A 15,590-nucleotide genomic window follows, 5' to 3' on the forward strand; every position below is an offset into this window, starting at 1 on the left:
GACGGTGAGTACGGTACGGGTACGGTCCGCGCACCGGCCAGCCGGGCCGCGGCAACTGATCAGAGAGGGTCACCCGGGGGATGCCAAGCCAGACCGCTCCAGGACGCCGCGGACCGGCAACGGGCGGGAGGTCGCGCCGCTCCGGCCGGGCGCAGCGCGGCGGCCCCGCCCCCGAGACCGCGCCCGGGCAGCCGCTGCCGCCCGCCGGCGAGAGCAGCGGCCGTGACGAAGGCGGTCGCGGGCCCGTCCTGCTCCGGATCAACCCCCGGCCCGGGCTGCTCGGCGGCCGGCTGAGGCTCCAACAGCTCGTCCTGGTCGAGGTCGCGGCCGCGCTGGTCGCGGTGGGCTGGACGATCAGCCGACCGGTCGCCGCCGGCTTCGGCGCGGTCGCGCTGGTCCTGGTGGTGCTCGCCGTGATCCCGCTGCGCGGCCGGACCATCCCCGAACTGCTACGGGTGCGCGCCGCCCTCAAGTCCCGCCGCCGGCAGGCCCGCAGCACGCTGCCGCCGGCCGGCACCGACCCGGCGCTGGCCCCCGCCCTGGAACTCGAACCGGCACTGCGCACCTGCACCCACGCCACCGAGGCCGACCTGGGCGGCCGCCCCGTCCGCCGGGAGACCGGCATGGTCGGCGACGGCACCTTCCTCAGCTCGGTGCTGCTCGTCCAGGCCAAGGACCAGCCGCTGCGCCCGGTGCGCACCGCGCTGCCGCTGCCCCTGGACGTGATCTGCTCGGCGCTCCAGGTCGACGACATCACCCTGGAGTCGGTGCAACTCGTCCAGCACACCCAGCCGGCCCCGGCCCCGCACCTGCCCGAGCAGTCACTGGCCGCCCGCGCCTACCGGGAGCTGCCGGACGGCACCGCCACCCCCGGGCTGCGGCTGACCTGGGTGGCGCTCAAGCTCGACCCGGAGCGCGCCGCGGCCGCCGTCCGGGCCCGCGGCGGCGGCGAGGAGGGCGCCCGCAAGGCGCTGCAACGGGTGACCGACCAGCTGGCCGGGCGGCTCAACAGCGCCGGGTTCAACGCGACCGTGCTGGACGAGCGCGAGCTGATCGCCGCGCTGGCCATCTCCACCTGCGCCAACCCGCTCGCGGTGGCCGGGCGCCAGGGCACCGGCAGCGGCGGCGGCACCACCCGCCGCACCCAGGAGGGCAGCCGGTTCTGGCGGATCGACGACCGCTGGCACAGCACCTACTGGATCTCCCGCTGGCCGCAACTCAGCCGCCCCGGCGGATCGCCCGGCCGGATCGCCGCGCCCGACCTGGTCAACCTGGTCACCGGCTCCCCCGCGCTGGCCAGCACCTTCAGCCTGACCGCCGGGCGCGGCACCGGCGGCTCGGTGACCGTCAGCGGGCACCTGCGGGTGACCGGGCGCAGCGAGAGCGAGGTGACGCAGGTCGGCCGCCAGGTGGAGGCGCGGGCGCAGGGCGCCGGACTCGGCCTGGTCCGGCTCGACCTGGAGCAGGCCCCCGGGGTGCTCGCCACCCTGCCGCTGGGAGGAGCGTCCTGATGGCGTACCAGACCTATCCGGCCCCCGGCCCGCAGCACGGCGCCGAACAGCCCCGGGCGCGGTCCCGGATCCTGCCCGGCTTCGGGCTGCGCGGCCCGCGCCGGGAGAAGCACGTGCTGGACGCCGCGGACCTCGGGGCGCTGGCCTTCCCGGTCGGCGACGACGGCGTGGTGATCGGCGCCGACCCGCAGGGGCTGCCCGCGGTGCTCGGCCTGTTCCGGCCCAGCGCGTACGACCTGGTGCTGGTCGGCGGCGTGTGGACGGCGCAGGTCATCGCGCTTCGGGCGGCCGCGATCGGCGCCCGGGTCGCGGTGGAGACCGCGCGCGGGCAGCTGTGGGGCCCGCTGGCGCAGGCCGCGGGCGGCGGGCAGCCGTGCGTGACGGTCCACCAGGTCGGCCGACTCGGCCCGCAGGGCGCCTCGGTGGCCTCGCCGGTCCTGGTGGTGCGCGACCTCGGCGCCCGCCCGCCGCGCAGCCGGCTCTCCGCCGCGCCCTGGCAGACCACCCTGACCCTGCTGCCGTACCTGGGCCCGCACGCGGCCCGGGTGCTCAACGCGGCCGACCTGGTGGGCGTGCAGCGGGTCTCCCCCCAGGAGGCGGAGCTGACCGGCCGGGTGCTGTCGCTCCCGCCGGAGGACGTCGCCGCGCTGCCCACCCTCGGCGACGACCTCACCCTGTGGGCCACCCGGATGCGGCGCCAGTACGTGCGGGCCGTGGCCGGGCAGGCCGAGCAGCAGGTTCTCGGCGGTCCGCGCCGGATGGACTGAGCGGCGGCGCCGGGCCCGGGGGGCCGCTCCGGATCCGACGCCGCCTTCAACGGGGGTTGCCGCACGGCCTAGTCTTTGATGCGGCAACGGCACCGCTGAACAAGCGGCGGCGAACACGAGGGAGCCCTAGTGAGCAGCGATCGGGACGGCGTCTACGTCGGCGACAACGCGGCAGAGGACGACGACGACTGGTCCGACGCGCCCGACTACACTCCCCCGTCCTGGTACGTGCAGACGGACGCCTCGGCGGCCCCGGCTCCGGCCCCGGCAGTTCAGGCTCCGGCCCCGGCGGTGCAGGCTCCGCAGGCCACCGCTCCGGCGCCGGTGCCCGCCCAGGCTCCGGCCCCGACGCCGGCTCAGGCGCCCGTACCCGCCCAGCCCGTGCCGCCCGCACAGCCCGTCCAGGCCGAGGCGCAGCACGTCCCGTTCCCGGCGTCCGCCCCTGCCCAGGCCCCCGTCCCCGCTCCTGCCCCTGCCCCTGCGTTCGAGCAGCCACAGGCCGTCGCCCCGGGCTGGCCGGCGCAGGCCCCGGCGCAGCCGCAGCCCGCCCCGCAACCGCCGTACCCGGCCCCGGTCCCGGCCCCGCCGCCGGCGCAGCCCGCCCAGCCGGTCCCGCCGCAGACGTACCCGCAGCCGTACCCGCAGCCGCCCGCGCAGCACCTGCCCCCGCAGCAGCCACTGCCGGCGCACGACCCGCAGGCCGCCGCCGCGTGGGCCGCCCAGCAGGGCGCCGCCCAGCCGCAGCCCGCACAGCCGCAGCAGCCGGCCCCGCAGCCCGCACCGGTGGATCCGCGTCAGGGCGGCTGGCCGCAGCCCCCCGCCTACCCGCAGTCGGCCCAGCCCCAGCCGCACGAGTACCGGCCGTTGCTGCCGGGCGCGCCGCACGAGCAGTCCGGCGGGGTGCAGCCGTGGCCGCCGCAGGGCGCCGTCGCGCCGCCGCCGGTCGCGTTCCCGCACTCCGCCGCCCCGCAGCCGCCCGTGGCGCACGGCGCGCCACTCGGCTACACCGCCGCGGTCGAGCTGTCCTCGGACCGGCTGCTGCGCAGCCAGCCCAAGCAGCAGCGCCAGCAGCCGCGGTTCCAGTTCGGCGGCAAGGCGGCGGCCGCCGAGAAGTCGCGCAAGCTGGAGGTCATCCGCACCCCGGTGCTGAGCTGCTACCGGATCGCCGTGATCAGCCTCAAGGGCGGGGTCGGCAAGACCACGACCACCACCGCGCTCGGCGCGACCCTGGCCAGCGAGCGCCAGGACAAGGTGATCGCGATCGACGCCAACCCGGACGCCGGCACCCTGGGCCGCCGGGTCAAGCGCCAGACCGGCGCGACCATCCGCGACCTGGTGACGGCCATCCCGCACCTGCGCAGCTACATGGACATCCGTCAGTTCACCTCGCAGGACCTCAACTCGGGCCTGGAGATCCTGGCGAACGACGTCGACCCGGCGGTCTCGACCACGTTCAACGACTCGGACTACCGCCAGGTCATCGACGTGCTGGGCCGCCAGTACCCGATCATCCTGACCGACTCCGGCACCGGCCTGCTGTACAGCGCGATGCGCGGGGTGCTGGACCTCGCCGACCAGCTGATCATCGTCTCCACCCCCAGCGTGGACGGCGCCTCCAGTGCCTCGACCACCCTGGACTGGCTCTCCGCGCACGGCTACGCGGACCTGGTGCAGCGCAGCATCACGGTGGTCTCCGGGGTGCGCGAGACCAGCAAGCTGATCAAGGTCGAGGACATCGTCGCGCACTTCCAGACCCGCTGCCGCGGGGTGATCGTGGTGCCGTTCGACGAGAGCCTGGCGGCCGGCGCCGAGGTCAACCTCGACATGATGCGGCCCAAGGTCCGCGAGGCCTACTTCGAGCTGGCCACCCTGGTCGGCGAGGACATCGTCCGGGCCCAGCAGGCCGCCGCCCAGCAGTCCGGGTGGCAGCAGCAGGTGCAGGCCACGCCGTACCCGCCGCAGCCACAGCCACAGCCGTATCCGGGTCAGGCGGGTCAGGCGGGTCAGGCCGGCCAGGCCGCTCAGCCCGCCCCCGGGGCGCCGTGGGCGCCGCAGCCCGGCCAGGCCCCGCCGCCGCCACCCGGCTACGGCTACCCGCAGCAGCCGCCCGCCCCCACGGCCTGGCCGCAGCCGGGCGCCCAGCAGCAGCCGGCCCCGCAGCCGGGCCCGGGCTACGGCTACCCGCCCGCCCAGGGCCAGCCGCCGCAGCCCGCCCCGCCCGCCTCGCCGTCCCAGCCGTCCCCACCGTCCTCGCCGTCCTCGCCGTCCTCGCCGGACGGCTACCAGCCGCCGCCCGGCTACGGCCACCCGCCGCAGCCCCCGCAGTGACGCCGAAGGGCCCGCCGACCAGGTCGGCGGGCCCTTCCCCGTGCTGCGGCAGTGCTCAGACGCCGTCGGTCAGCTCGCGGGCCTGCTTGACGTCGTCGGCCATCCGGTCGAGCAGCGCGTCGATGGAGTCGAACTTCTCCATCCCGCGCAGGTAGGCCAGGAAGTCCACGGCCACGTGCAGCCCGTACAGGTCCAGGCCGACCCGGTCGATGGCGTACGCCTCGACGGTGCGGGCGGTGCCGTCGAAGGTCGGGTTGGTGCCGACCGAGATGGCGGCGGGCATGCGCTCGCCGTCGGCGGTCAGCCAGCCCGCGTACACGCCGTCGGCCGGGATCGCGCTGTGCGGCACGGTCTCGACGTTGGCGGTCGGGTAGCCGAGCTCACGGCCGCGCTGCGCGCCGCGCACCACCACGCCCTCGACCCGGTGCGGGCGGCCCAGCACCTCGCCGGCGCCGGCCATGTCCCCGGTCGCGACCAGCCGCCGGGTCAGGGTGGAGGAGAACGGCTCGCCGGACCCGGCGGCGCCGCTCACCTGGAGGTCGACCACCTCGACGTCGAAGCCGGCCGAGCGGCCCAGCTCGGTGAGCAGCGCGACGTCCCCGGCGGCCCGGTGCCCGAAGCGGAAGTTGGGGCCCTCGATGACGGCCCGGGCGTGCAGGGCGTCGACCAGGACCTGCTGGACGAAGGTCTCCGGCGACTCCTGGGACAGCTCCGGGGTGAACGGCAGCACCAGCACCGCGTCCACGCCGAGGCCCGCGATCAGCTCGGCGCGGCGCGCCTGCGGGGCGAGCAGCGGCGGGTGGCTGCCCGGGCGGATGACCTCGCGCGGGTGCGGGTCGAAGGTCACCACCACCGCGGGGAGGCCGAGTTCGCGGGCCCGCTCGACCGCCCGACCGATGATCAGCTGATGCCCGCGGTGCACCCCGTCGAACGAGCCGATGGTGACGACGCTGCGTCCCCAGTCAGCGGGGATCTCCTCCAGGCCACGCCAGCGCTGCACCCTGACCGCTCCTTGTTCCGTACGGCGCGTACCCTCTGTACGCTCAAACGCTCAAACCCGAACCCCTATAGCGTGCCATGCGCCTGCTCCTGCTCCGGCACCGGAATGCGGGTTGGGCGCACCGGCGGGTGCGCGGCCCGCCCGGGCACGGTCCGCTCCGCCTCGGCGGCCGCGTACTGCGGGTCGCGGCCGGCCGCCGCCAGGGCCCGCATCCGGGCCAGCCGGGGCCCGTCCGGCGCGGTCGGGGCGGCGTCCCGCGGCCACTGGGCGAGCAGCTGCGCGAACGCCGCCGAGCGGCCGGCCCAGCGCACCAGCAGTTCGTCCGCGGCCGGCAGGCCGGGCGTCGCCCGGGCCAGCACCGCGCGGGCCCGGGCCGGATTCTCGGCCGCGCAGTGCTCGGCCAGCCGCTCCACGGCCGCGGTCAGCACCGCCGGGTCGGTCTCGATGGCGAGCAGGGTGTCCAGCAGTTCGCAGCGCAGCGCGTCCGCCGCCGGGTCGGCCACCGGGACGGACAGCACCTGGGCGAACGGCCGCCGCACGCCCGCCGCACGGGCGGCCAGCGCGCCGCCGAGCAGCACCCGCAGCTCCAGCCGGGCGGCCGGGCCGCCGGTCGCGGCGCGCTCCAGGCGGCGGCCCAGGTAGTCGACGGCGACCGGGCCGGCCAGCGCCGGGTGCTCGCGCAGCAGCCGGGCGGCGAGTTCGGCGCCCCGCCGGGTGGCCACCGGGGTGCGGGCGTCGGCGAGCATCCGCAGGGTCTCGGCGGCGGCCGCGCCGGGGGCCGCCAGCCGGTCGGCGAGCGCGGCCAGGACGGGTTCCGGGTCGCTCTCCAGAGCGGGGGCCAGCGCCCTGGGGGTGAGGAAGGCGTCGCCGCCCGCCCGGTGCAGGGCCAGCGCGGCGGGGAGGTGCTCGGCCCTGGTCGCCGGGTCGCCGACCAGCAGGGCGAGGGCGGCGCCGTGCAGGCCCGGTTCGTCCTCGCGGGCGAGCAGGGTCAGCGCGCTGAACCGCAGCAGTCCGGCGGCGGCGCCGACGGCGTGCGGGGCGGCGTGCAGGGCGTGCACGGCGGCGGCGACGTGCCGCTCGGGCCGCCCGTCGTGGCTCCAGCGGTCCACCGCCCGGCAGAGCGCGGAGGGTTCCTCGGTGGCGAGCACGGTGAGCAGCGCGTCCGCCCTCGGGTGCGCGGCGTCGGCCAGGGCGTCGGCCAACTCGTCCAGGGCGAGCCGCCGGTGGGCGTGCAGCAGGTCGTGGGCGAGGTCGGCGACGGTGTGCCCGGGGCGGCCGGGCAGGCCGCGCGGATCGTCGAACCAGGCGCAGAGCAGCGGGAACACCGCGACGGGGTCGGCGCGCAGCCGCTCGGCCACCGCGCCGAGGAACGGCTGCCCTGGCCCGTCGGCGGCCACCAGGCGGCGCAACAGGGCGAGTTCGGCCTCGGCGGGCAGGCCGAGGCCGGTCCAGAACGCCGGGCCGAACGCGCCGAGCCCGTCCGCCGGGAGCGCGTCCAACCCGCCTTCGGCGACCGCCCGTTCGGCGATCCGCCCGGCCAACTGGTCGAGCAGCGGCCGGTGTTCGGCCGGATCGGGGCTGGCGGCCAGCCCGGCGGTGAGCAGCCGGCCCGCCCACCAGGCCGGTTCGCTGCCGGGCGGGCGCAGGTCCAGGGCGCGCCAGAGCCGGTGCAGCCACGGGTCCAGGGCGGGTGCGCCCCAGGTCTCGGCCAGTCGGCGCAGCGCGGCGGCGACCGGGCCGATCCGGTGCCGGGGGACGCCGCGTGGGGGGCCTGCCGCGGACGCGCCCTCCAGCCCGTTCGCGGGCGAGGACGGCGTGTCCGCGGCCTCGCCGAGCAGCAGCCGCAGCGCGGCGTCCAGGTCCAGGTGCAGGCCCTGCAGCCAGTCCGCGAACTCCCCGTGCGCGAAACGGAATCCGGGCCCGGCCGGGACGAACAGGCCCTCGGCGAGGACGGCCGTGGCCCAGCCGCCGGCCGCCGGGAACAGCTCCTCGAAGACGGCCCGGCCCAGCCCGCCCGGCCCGGCGCCGAGCATCCGCCGGGCCGCCTCGTGCACCCGTCCGGCCACCGCGGCCGCCAGCCGCCGCACCCGCCCGTGGGAGGGCCCGGCCGGGCGGGCGGAACTCCGGCGGTGGGCGCCCGGCCGGCGCTGCCGCCCGTCCTCGGCCAACCGCCGGGCCACCCGCAGGCAGCGCAGGTCCAGGTAGGCGGCGAACAGTTCGCCTCGGCGGCCCGGCTCCCCGCGCAGGCCCTCCGCCCACAGCTCGCCGGCCAGCCGGACGGCCAGCGGGTGCCGCGCGTCGGCGTCGGCCGGCCAGCCCGGCGGCAGCCCGTAGCGGCGGCGCACCCGCTCGGCCGCCTCGGCGGGGAGCGGGCCGAGCCGGTGCCCGGCGAGGCTGGGGGCGCCCGGACCGCCGCCGTCCATCCGGACGGTGGGGGCGCTGGCCAGGTCGCCGTCCGGCTCCGGCGGGTCCGGGTACCGGGCGGGGCCGGGGCCGCTGCCCCACTTCTCGGCCGCCAGCCGCACCCAGGCCTCCTCGCCGCAGGCGGTCAGCAGCCGCGCCCCGCAGCCGGTCAGCCAGTCCCCCGCGCCGCGCAGCCAGCGCGGGTCCAGCGGCGCCGGGGCCTCCTCGGGGCCGTCCAGGACCACCAGCAGCGGCCGCCCGGCCGCCGCGCACAGCGCCGCCACCGGTTCCGGCGCGGGCGCCGGGGTGCCCAGCTCGGCCGCGACGGCGGCCAGGGCCCGTTCCACCGGGGCGGCGAGCGAGCGGTCCTCGGCGCGCAGGTCGGCGCCGCGCAACCAGAGGGTGGGCAGCGGCCGGGCGCCGCCGGCGCGGCGGGCGGCGAGGGCGGCGAGTTCGGTGGAGCGCCCGCTGCCGGGGGCGCCGACCAGCGCGGTGACGGTGGCCTGCGGCTCGTCCCCGGCCAGTCCGTCGGGCCGGTCGACCCGGTCCGCGGCGAGCCCGGCGACCCGGTCCGGGCCGGCCCCGGCGGCGGCCAGCTGGGCGGCGGTCAGCCGCAGCACGCCGGCCAGGTTGAGCGCGGGCCCGTAGCCGGGCACGGCCGCGCCGTTGCGCGCCAGCAGTTCGGCCAGCGCCGGGGCGACCGCGACCGCGCCGCCGCCGGCCGGCACCGCCGGGAGCGCGCCGCCGTGCTGCGGCCCGCGCAGCGCGGGCACGGCCAGGGCCACCACGGCGCCGCTGCGGGCGTCCAGCACCGGCGAGCCGGCCGGCACCGCGACGCCGGCGACCACCGGCGGGTCGAGCAGCAGCACCCCGCCGACCCCGCCGTACCCGGCCCCGGCGGCACCCAGCAGACCGCAACGCAGCGCCACCACGCGCCCGTCCTCGCCGGCCAGCGCGGGCAGCAGCACCTCGCGCCCGGCCCCGAGGGCCGCGACGGGCAGCGGCGGCACGGGCAGCCCGCCGACCGCGTCGGTGCGCAGCAGGGCGAGCCCGTGCCCGGGCAGCGGCAGTACGGCGTCCGGGCCCAGCACCCTGGTCTGCCCGCCGGGGGTGTGCAGGACGATCCGGTCCAGGCCGGTGACGCTCTCGTGGGCGGTGAGGACGGTGCCCTGCGGGTCGGCGACGAACCCTAAGCCGTGCAGTCGCCCGTTGAGGTCGCGGATCCGCAGCAGGTACCGCCCCGGGTCTCCCGCCACGCCGTCGCCGTCCAGGAATCCCGGCATTCGCACTGCCCTCCCCGCAGGCCGGACGGCCCGGGGGCGGGCTCGTCACGGCGACCTGCTCGCCGTCGGGGAGCCTGCCCGCCCGGGAGGCGGCCCCACCGCGCCTGCGCCGCTCACCACGGGCGTTCACCTCGCGCGCTCCCCCGGGCGGGTGACCCGTCCCTCGCCGGAACGAACCTCCGGACCTCACCCGGAACCCCGGACCTCGCCGAAACACCCCCCGAACGAGCGAAACCCCTCCCGGGACGACTCCCGAACGAGCGAAGCCCCCGCCGGAAGACTCCCGACGGGGGCAACGCGTGCGCTGCGGGGCGTCAGCCGACGAAGACCGCGACCGGCTTCGCCTGCCCGCCCGTCTCCTCGACCAGCGCGAGGAAGCGCCCGTCCGGCCCGAACACCGCGATCGGCCCGTCCACGCCCAGCCCGGGCGCCTTGAGCCGGGCGCCGTGCGACAGCTTCTCCGCCTGCGACTCGTCCAGGTCCCAGCGCGGGAAGGCGGCGGCCGCGGCCTCCCCGATCGGCAGCACCTGCAGCCCCGCCGGGGACTCGCCGGTGACCGCGGCCTCCAGCTGCTCCAGGGTGTGCGCCGACTCCACCGAGTACGGCCCGACCCTGGTGCGCCGCAGCGCGGTGAGGTGGCCGCCGACGCCGAGCCCGGCGCCCAGGTCGCGGGCCAGCGCCCGGATGTAGGTGCCGGAGGAGCACTCGACGGTCACGTCCAGGTCGATCACCGGCGTGCCGTCCTCGGCGAGCGCCGCGCGCTGTGCGTGCACGGTGAAGGAGTGGATCGTGGTGGGCCGGGCCGCGAGCTCGAAGTCCTCGCCCTCGCGCACCCGCGCGTACGACCGCTTGCCGTCGATCTTGATCGCGCTGACCTTGGAGGGCACCTGCATGATCTCGCCGGTGAGCGCGGCGATCCCGGCGTCGATCGCCTCCCTGGTCACCCCGTCGGCCGGGGCGGACGCGGTGACCTCGCCCTCCCGGTCGTCGGTGACGGTGGTCTGGCCGAGCCGGATGGTCGCCTCGTACGTCTTGGCGGTGAGCATCAGGTGGCCGAGCAGCCGGGTGGCCCGCTCGACGCCGATCACCAGCACGCCGGTGGCCATCGGGTCGAGCGTGCCGGCGTGCCCGACCTTCCGCGTCCCGGCCAGCCATCGCAGCTTGGCGACGACCCCGTGGGAGGTGATGCCCTCGGGCTTGTCGACGATCACCAGGCCGTCCGGGCCGGTGCCTTTGCGCTTCATCAAGTTCTTTCTCTAAAAAGCGGTCAAGAGATGATCAACGTACCGGTCGCAGCGCGCCCCGGAACCGTTCGACCACCGCGGCCACGTCCTCCCGGGCGCTGAACCCGGCCGCGAAGACGTGCCCGCCGCCACCCAGCTCGGCGCAGGCGGCGGCGACGTCCACCGCGCCCTTGGAACGCGAGGAGCCCCGCAGCGTGCCGTCCGGGTCCTGCTTGAGCACCAGCGCCACCTCGGCCTCGGCCGGGCGGCGCAGGATGTCGATCAGCCCCTCGATCTCCTCGACCGTGACGCTGAACAGCACCAGGTCCTGGTACGGCACCCAGGTCCACACCAGGCCCAGCCCCCCGGCCGCGTCCGGCTCGTAGACGGCCCGGTCGAGCGCGCCCGCGAGCACCTTGAGGTAGCCGAAGGAGGAGGTGTCCCACAGCTGCCGGGAGATCAGGTCGTGCCGGATGCCGGTGGCCAGCAGCCGCCCGGCGAGTTCGTGGGTGGCGGGCGTGGTGGCCCGGTACTTGAACGAACCGGTGTCGGTGGCGACGCCGGTGTACAGGCAGGTGGCCAGGTCCTGGTCGAGTTCGACGCCGAGCCGGCGCAGCAGTTCGTCGACCAGGACGGCGGTGGCCGGCGCGGTCGGGTCGATCAGCTGGTGGGTGCCGAAGCCCGGATTGGAGGCGTGGTGGTCGATCACCACCAGCACCGGCGCGGCGAAGGCCTTGCCGTGCAGCAGGCCGAGCCGGCTCTCCGCGGCCACGTCGAAGCAGAGCACCAGCTCGGGGACGTCCGGCACCTCGGCGGCCGGCACGATCAGCTCCTGGCCGGGCAGGAAGGCCAGCGACTCGGGCACGATCTGCGGGTCGTCGCCGAAGGAGACCCGCACCCGCTTGCCGAGCCCGCGCAGCGCCAGCGCGGCCGCCAACGAGGAGCCCAGGGCGTCGCCGTCCGGGCAGATGTGGCAGATCAGGTCGATCGACCGGGCCCGCCCGATCTCCGCCACCACCTGCTGCCAGAGCAGCTCGAAACCGCTCTCCTCGGTGCGCGGCCCCGGGAGCGCCACGAGGGCGTCCTCCACCCTGCTGGTGGAAGACGCCCCCGTGGTCGAACCGGCTCGCGAGGCGGCCTTCGCCGGCTCACCCGCCATGACTACTCGTCCTCGTCGTCACGCTCGGCCGCCGGAACCTTGTACGGGTCCGCCTCGCCGGCGTAGGTCGCGCCCGCGGCGGTGGTGCGCACCGCCGCGTCGATGGCCTTGGCCCGGTCGAGCAGGTCGTCGATGTTCCGGGCGTTGTCCGGCAGCGCGTCCGCGACGAAGGTCAGCGTCGGGGTGAAACGCACCCCGATCTTGCCGACCTCGGAGCGGATCACGCCCTTGGCGCTCTCCAGCGCGGCGGCCGTGGCCTCGCGCTCGGTCTCGTCGCCGAAGACGGTGTAGAAGACGGTGGCCTCGCGCAGATCCCCGGTCACCCGGGTGTCGGTGATGGTCACGAACCCCAGTCGCGGGTCCTTGACCCGCCGCTCCAGAGTCTGGGCGACGACCACCTGGATGCGGTCGGCGAGCTTGCGCGCCCTTGCGGTGTCGGTCACGTTGCCTCCTCGTGCAGTGGGTCCGGCATTCGGGTGAGCTGCGCACCCTTCGGGGCCCACGCCCCAAAGTACCGGCCCGCGCCCGGCCTTGCGGGCGCTCTGGGTCCTGATCCGTGTGAGAACGGCGACTTCCGCCGACCGCCTCCACGGCTCTCATTCATCGTCGTCGTTGTGGTACCTCCTCCTCGCGGAGAGGAGCTGCACCTCGGGGCGGCCGGCGACCAACCGCTCACAGCTGTCCAGGATCTCGGTGACGTAGCCGGCATCGCCGGCCACCACCGCGAGGCCGATCTCGGCCCTGCGGTGCAGATCCTGGTTCCCGGTCTCGGCAGCGCACACGCTGTACTTGCGCTGCAGTTCGGCCACGATGGGCCGCACGATCGAACGCTTCTCCTTGAGCGAGTGGACGTCGCCCAACAGCAGGTCGAAGGTGAGTGTTCCCACGAACATGTATGACAGGTCTCGCCGACCTGGAAGGCCTCGGGGGGCAGCCCGGAACCGGGCTGCCGGTACTGGGTCTGAACGCTGCGGCATCTCAACGCTGCCACATCTGAACGCTGCGACATCAGAACGCTGCAACATCTGAACTACCCCGGACCCTACACAGCGAGACCGGGGCCGGTCGACGGAAATACCACCCGTCGACCGGCCCCGGCTTTCACCGACTACGAACGCGGCTTCTCGCGCATCTCGTAGGTCTCGATGATGTCCTCGACCTTGATGTCGTTGAACGACCCCAGGGTGACACCGGCCTCGAAGCCCTCGCGGACCTCGGTCGCGTCGTCCTTGAAGCGGCGCAGACCCTCGATGTTGAGGCTCTCCGCCACGACCTTGCCGTCGCGGATGAGGCGGGCCTTGGCGTTGCGGCGCAGCAGGCCCTCGCGGACGATGACACCCGCGATGTTGCCGAACTTGGAGGAGCGGAACACCTCGCGGATCTCCGCGGAGCCGAGGCGCACCTCCTCGTACTCGGGCTTGAGCATGCCCTTGAGGGCGTTCTCGATCTCCTCGATCGCCTGGTAGATGACCGAGTAGTACCGGACGTCCACGCCTTCCTTGTCGGCCGCGGTACGCGCACGGCCTTCGGCGCGCACGTTGAAGCCGATGATGATGGCGTCCGAACCCATCGCCAGGTTGACGTCGGACTCGGTGATCGCACCCACACCGCGGTGCAGGATGCGGAGCTCGACCTCCTCGCCCACGTCCAGCTTGACGAGGGCGTCCTCAAGGGCCTCGACCGAACCGGAGACGTCACCCTTGATGATGAGGTTGAGCTGCTCGATCTCGCCGGCGGCGATGGCCTTGTCCAGGTCCTCCAGGGACACCCGGACCCGACGCTGCGCGAAGGCGGCGTTGCGGTCGCGGGCCGAGCGCTTCTCGGCGATCTGACGGGCGGTGCGGTCCTCGTCGACGACGATGAAGCTGTCGCCGGCGCGGGGCACCGAGGTCAGACCGAGCAGCAGCACCGGGCGGGACGGGCCGGCCTCGGCGAGGCTGTTGCCGTTCTCGTCCAGCATCGCGCGGACGCGGCCGTAGGCGTCGCCGACCACGATCGAGTCGCCGACGCGGAGGGTACCGCGCTGCACGAGCACGGTCGCCATGGCGCCGCGGCCCTTGTCGAGGTGGGCCTCGATGGCGATACCCTGCGCGTCCTGCTCGGGGTTGGCCCGCAGGTCGAGCGAGGCGTCCGCGGTGAGGACCACGGCCTCCAGCAGCTGCTCGATGTTGAGGCCCTGGCGCGCGGAGATGTCGACGAACATGGTGTCGCCGCCGTACTCCTCGGCCACCAGACCGAACTCGGTCAGCTGACCGCGGACCTTGGTCGGGTCGGCGCCCTCGACGTCGATCTTGTTGACGGCGACCACGATCGGCACACCCGCGGCCTTGGCGTGGTTCAACGCCTCGACCGTCTGCGGCATGACACCGTCGTTGGCCGCGACCACCAGGATCGCGATGTCGGTGGACTTGGCACCACGGGCACGCATGGCGGAGAACGCCTCGTGACCCGGGGTGTCGAGGAAGGTGATCGGGCGCTGCTCGCCGTTCACCTCGGTGACGACCTGGTAGGCACCGATGTGCTGGGTGATGCCACCGGCCTCGCCGGCCACCACGTTGGACTTGCGGATGGCGTCCAGCAGGCGGGTCTTACCGTGGTCGACGTGACCCATGACGGTGACGACCGGCGGGCGCGGGGCCAGCTGGTCCTCGTCGCCCTCGTTCGCACCGAAGTCGATGTCGAACGACTCCAGCAGCTCGCGGTCCTCGTCGTCGCGGCTGACGATCTCCAGGATGAAGCCCATCTCGCCGGCCAGCAGCTCGAGGGTCGCGTCGGAGACCGACTGCGTCGCGGTGACCATCTCACCGAGGTTGAACATGACGGAGACGAGCGCGGCCGGGTTGGCGTTGATCTTCTCCGCGAAGTCCATCAGCGAGGCGCCGCTCGACAGGCGAACGGTCTGGCCGTTGCCGCGAGGCAGCATCACACCGCCGACGGACGGGGCCTGCATGGCCTCGTACTCCTGGCGCTTCGCCCGCTTCGACTTGCGGCCACGCGCCGGGCGACCGCCCGGGCCACGACCGAAGGCGCCCTGCGTGCCACCACGGGCACCCGGGCCGCCGGGACGACCACCGAAACCACCGGGACGCGGACCGAAGCCGCCGCCGCCACCGGGGGCACCGCCACCGGGACGCGGACCGCCGAAGCCGCCGCCACCGGCCGGACGCGAGCCCGGACCGGCCGGACGACCCTGGAAGCCCGGACGGGCGCCACCGGCACCCGGACCACCCGGACGGCCACCGGGGCCACCGGGGCCACGGCCGCCGGGGCCCGGACGCGGGCCCGGAGCCGGACGCTGCGGCATCATGCCCGGGTTCGGGCGCGGCATGCCGGACGGGGACGGGGCGCCGGGGCGCGGACCGGCCGGACGCGGCATGCCGTCGGGACGCGGACGGTCGCCACCGGGACGCGCGGCGCCACGGTCAGCGCCGGGAGCACCGGCGGGACGCGGACGGTCGCCACCCGGACGCGCGGCGCCACGGTCAGCGCCGGGAGCACCGGCGGGACGCGGACGGTCGCCACCCGGACGCGCGGCGCCACGGTCGGCACCGGGAGCACCAGCGGGACGCGGACGGTCGCCGCCCGGACGCGGACGGTCGCCACCCGGGGCGCCCTGACCGGCGGGACGCGCACCCGGCGCGCCCTGACGGCGGTCGCCGGGGCGGGCCATACCGGTCGCGCTGCCCGAGGTGAACGGGTTGTTGCCCGGACGCGGACCGGCCGGACGCGGACCCGGACGGGCACCGCCGCCGGCGGGACCGGCCGGACGCGAGGCCTGCGGAGCCTGCGGAGCCTGCGAGGCCTGCGGGGCCTGACGCGGGGTGTCACCGGCCGGAGCCGGCGAGGAGAACTCGGCCGCGGGAGCGGCCGGGGCCGCCGGAGCGGCGGGACGCGCCGCCGGGCGCGGGCCCGGGGT

Annotated in this window: 10 protein-coding genes; 3 read left to right on the top strand and 7 right to left on the bottom strand. The window is 76.2% G+C overall.

The features are described 5' to 3' along the window. The first annotated feature begins 80 nt into the window (after positions 1-80). The 3 genes from eccE to ACFWPT_RS35550 all read left to right on the top strand — a co-directional run bounded on the left by eccE (position 81) and on the right by ACFWPT_RS35550 (position 4,606). The gene (eccE, locus tag ACFWPT_RS35540) at positions 81-1,511 is read left to right on the top strand and encodes a type VII secretion protein EccE (protein ID WP_380486915.1); all 1,431 of its coding nucleotides are present in this window, start codon (positions 81-83) and stop codon (positions 1,509-1,511) included. Beyond that, positions 1,511-2,278 (top strand): hypothetical protein, encoded by a 768-nt coding sequence (locus ACFWPT_RS35545; protein ID WP_063347616.1) that lies wholly within the window; start codon positions 1,511-1,513, stop codon positions 2,276-2,278. Before eccE ends, ACFWPT_RS35545 begins: the two co-directional genes overlap by 1 nt. 129 nt (positions 2,279-2,407) lie before the next feature. After that, complete coding sequence (locus ACFWPT_RS35550) at positions 2,408-4,606, top strand: MinD/ParA family protein (RefSeq protein WP_380486917.1); 2,199 nt, start codon at positions 2,408-2,410, stop codon at positions 4,604-4,606. A gap of 55 nt (positions 4,607-4,661) precedes the next feature. On the opposite strand, the gene ACFWPT_RS35555 is transcribed toward ACFWPT_RS35550, so the two are convergent. From ACFWPT_RS35555 to infB, 7 genes are all read right to left on the bottom strand, one after another. After that, positions 4,662-5,606, bottom strand: coding sequence for a bifunctional riboflavin kinase/FAD synthetase (locus ACFWPT_RS35555; RefSeq protein WP_063347618.1), 945 nt, complete (start codon positions 5,604-5,606; stop codon positions 4,662-4,664). 65 nt (positions 5,607-5,671) lie between these two features. Further along, positions 5,672-9,292 carry a serine protease gene (locus tag ACFWPT_RS35560; protein WP_380486919.1) on the bottom strand — a complete coding sequence of 1,207 codons (3,621 nt, stop codon included), beginning with the start codon at positions 9,290-9,292 and terminating at the stop codon, positions 5,672-5,674. 314 nt (positions 9,293-9,606) lie between these two features. After that, positions 9,607-10,536, bottom strand: a complete 930-nt coding sequence (gene truB / locus ACFWPT_RS35565; protein WP_380380904.1) for a tRNA pseudouridine(55) synthase TruB — start codon at positions 10,534-10,536, stop codon at positions 9,607-9,609. Positions 10,537-10,570: 34 nt separating this feature from the next. Beyond that, complete coding sequence (locus tag ACFWPT_RS35570; protein ID WP_380486921.1) at positions 10,571-11,674, bottom strand: bifunctional oligoribonuclease/PAP phosphatase NrnA; 1,104 nt, start codon at positions 11,672-11,674, stop codon at positions 10,571-10,573. A gap of 2 nt (positions 11,675-11,676) precedes the next feature. Then, complete coding sequence (gene rbfA / locus ACFWPT_RS35575) at positions 11,677-12,117, bottom strand: 30S ribosome-binding factor RbfA (protein WP_063347621.1); 441 nt, start codon at positions 12,115-12,117, stop codon at positions 11,677-11,679. A 153-nt stretch (positions 12,118-12,270) separates the two neighbouring features. After that, a complete protein-coding gene (locus ACFWPT_RS35580) occupies positions 12,271-12,567 on the bottom strand; it encodes a DUF503 domain-containing protein (protein ID WP_063347622.1) in 297 nt (98 codons plus the stop codon). A gap of 215 nt (positions 12,568-12,782) precedes the next feature. Next, positions 12,783-15,590 (bottom strand): translation initiation factor IF-2 (gene infB / locus ACFWPT_RS35585; RefSeq protein ID WP_380486923.1); only part of this gene is annotated, 2,808 nt, incomplete at its 5' end.

This window comes from Kitasatospora sp. NPDC058478 (assembly GCF_042720345.1).
Lineage (GTDB): Bacteria > Actinomycetota > Actinomycetes > Streptomycetales > Streptomycetaceae > Kitasatospora.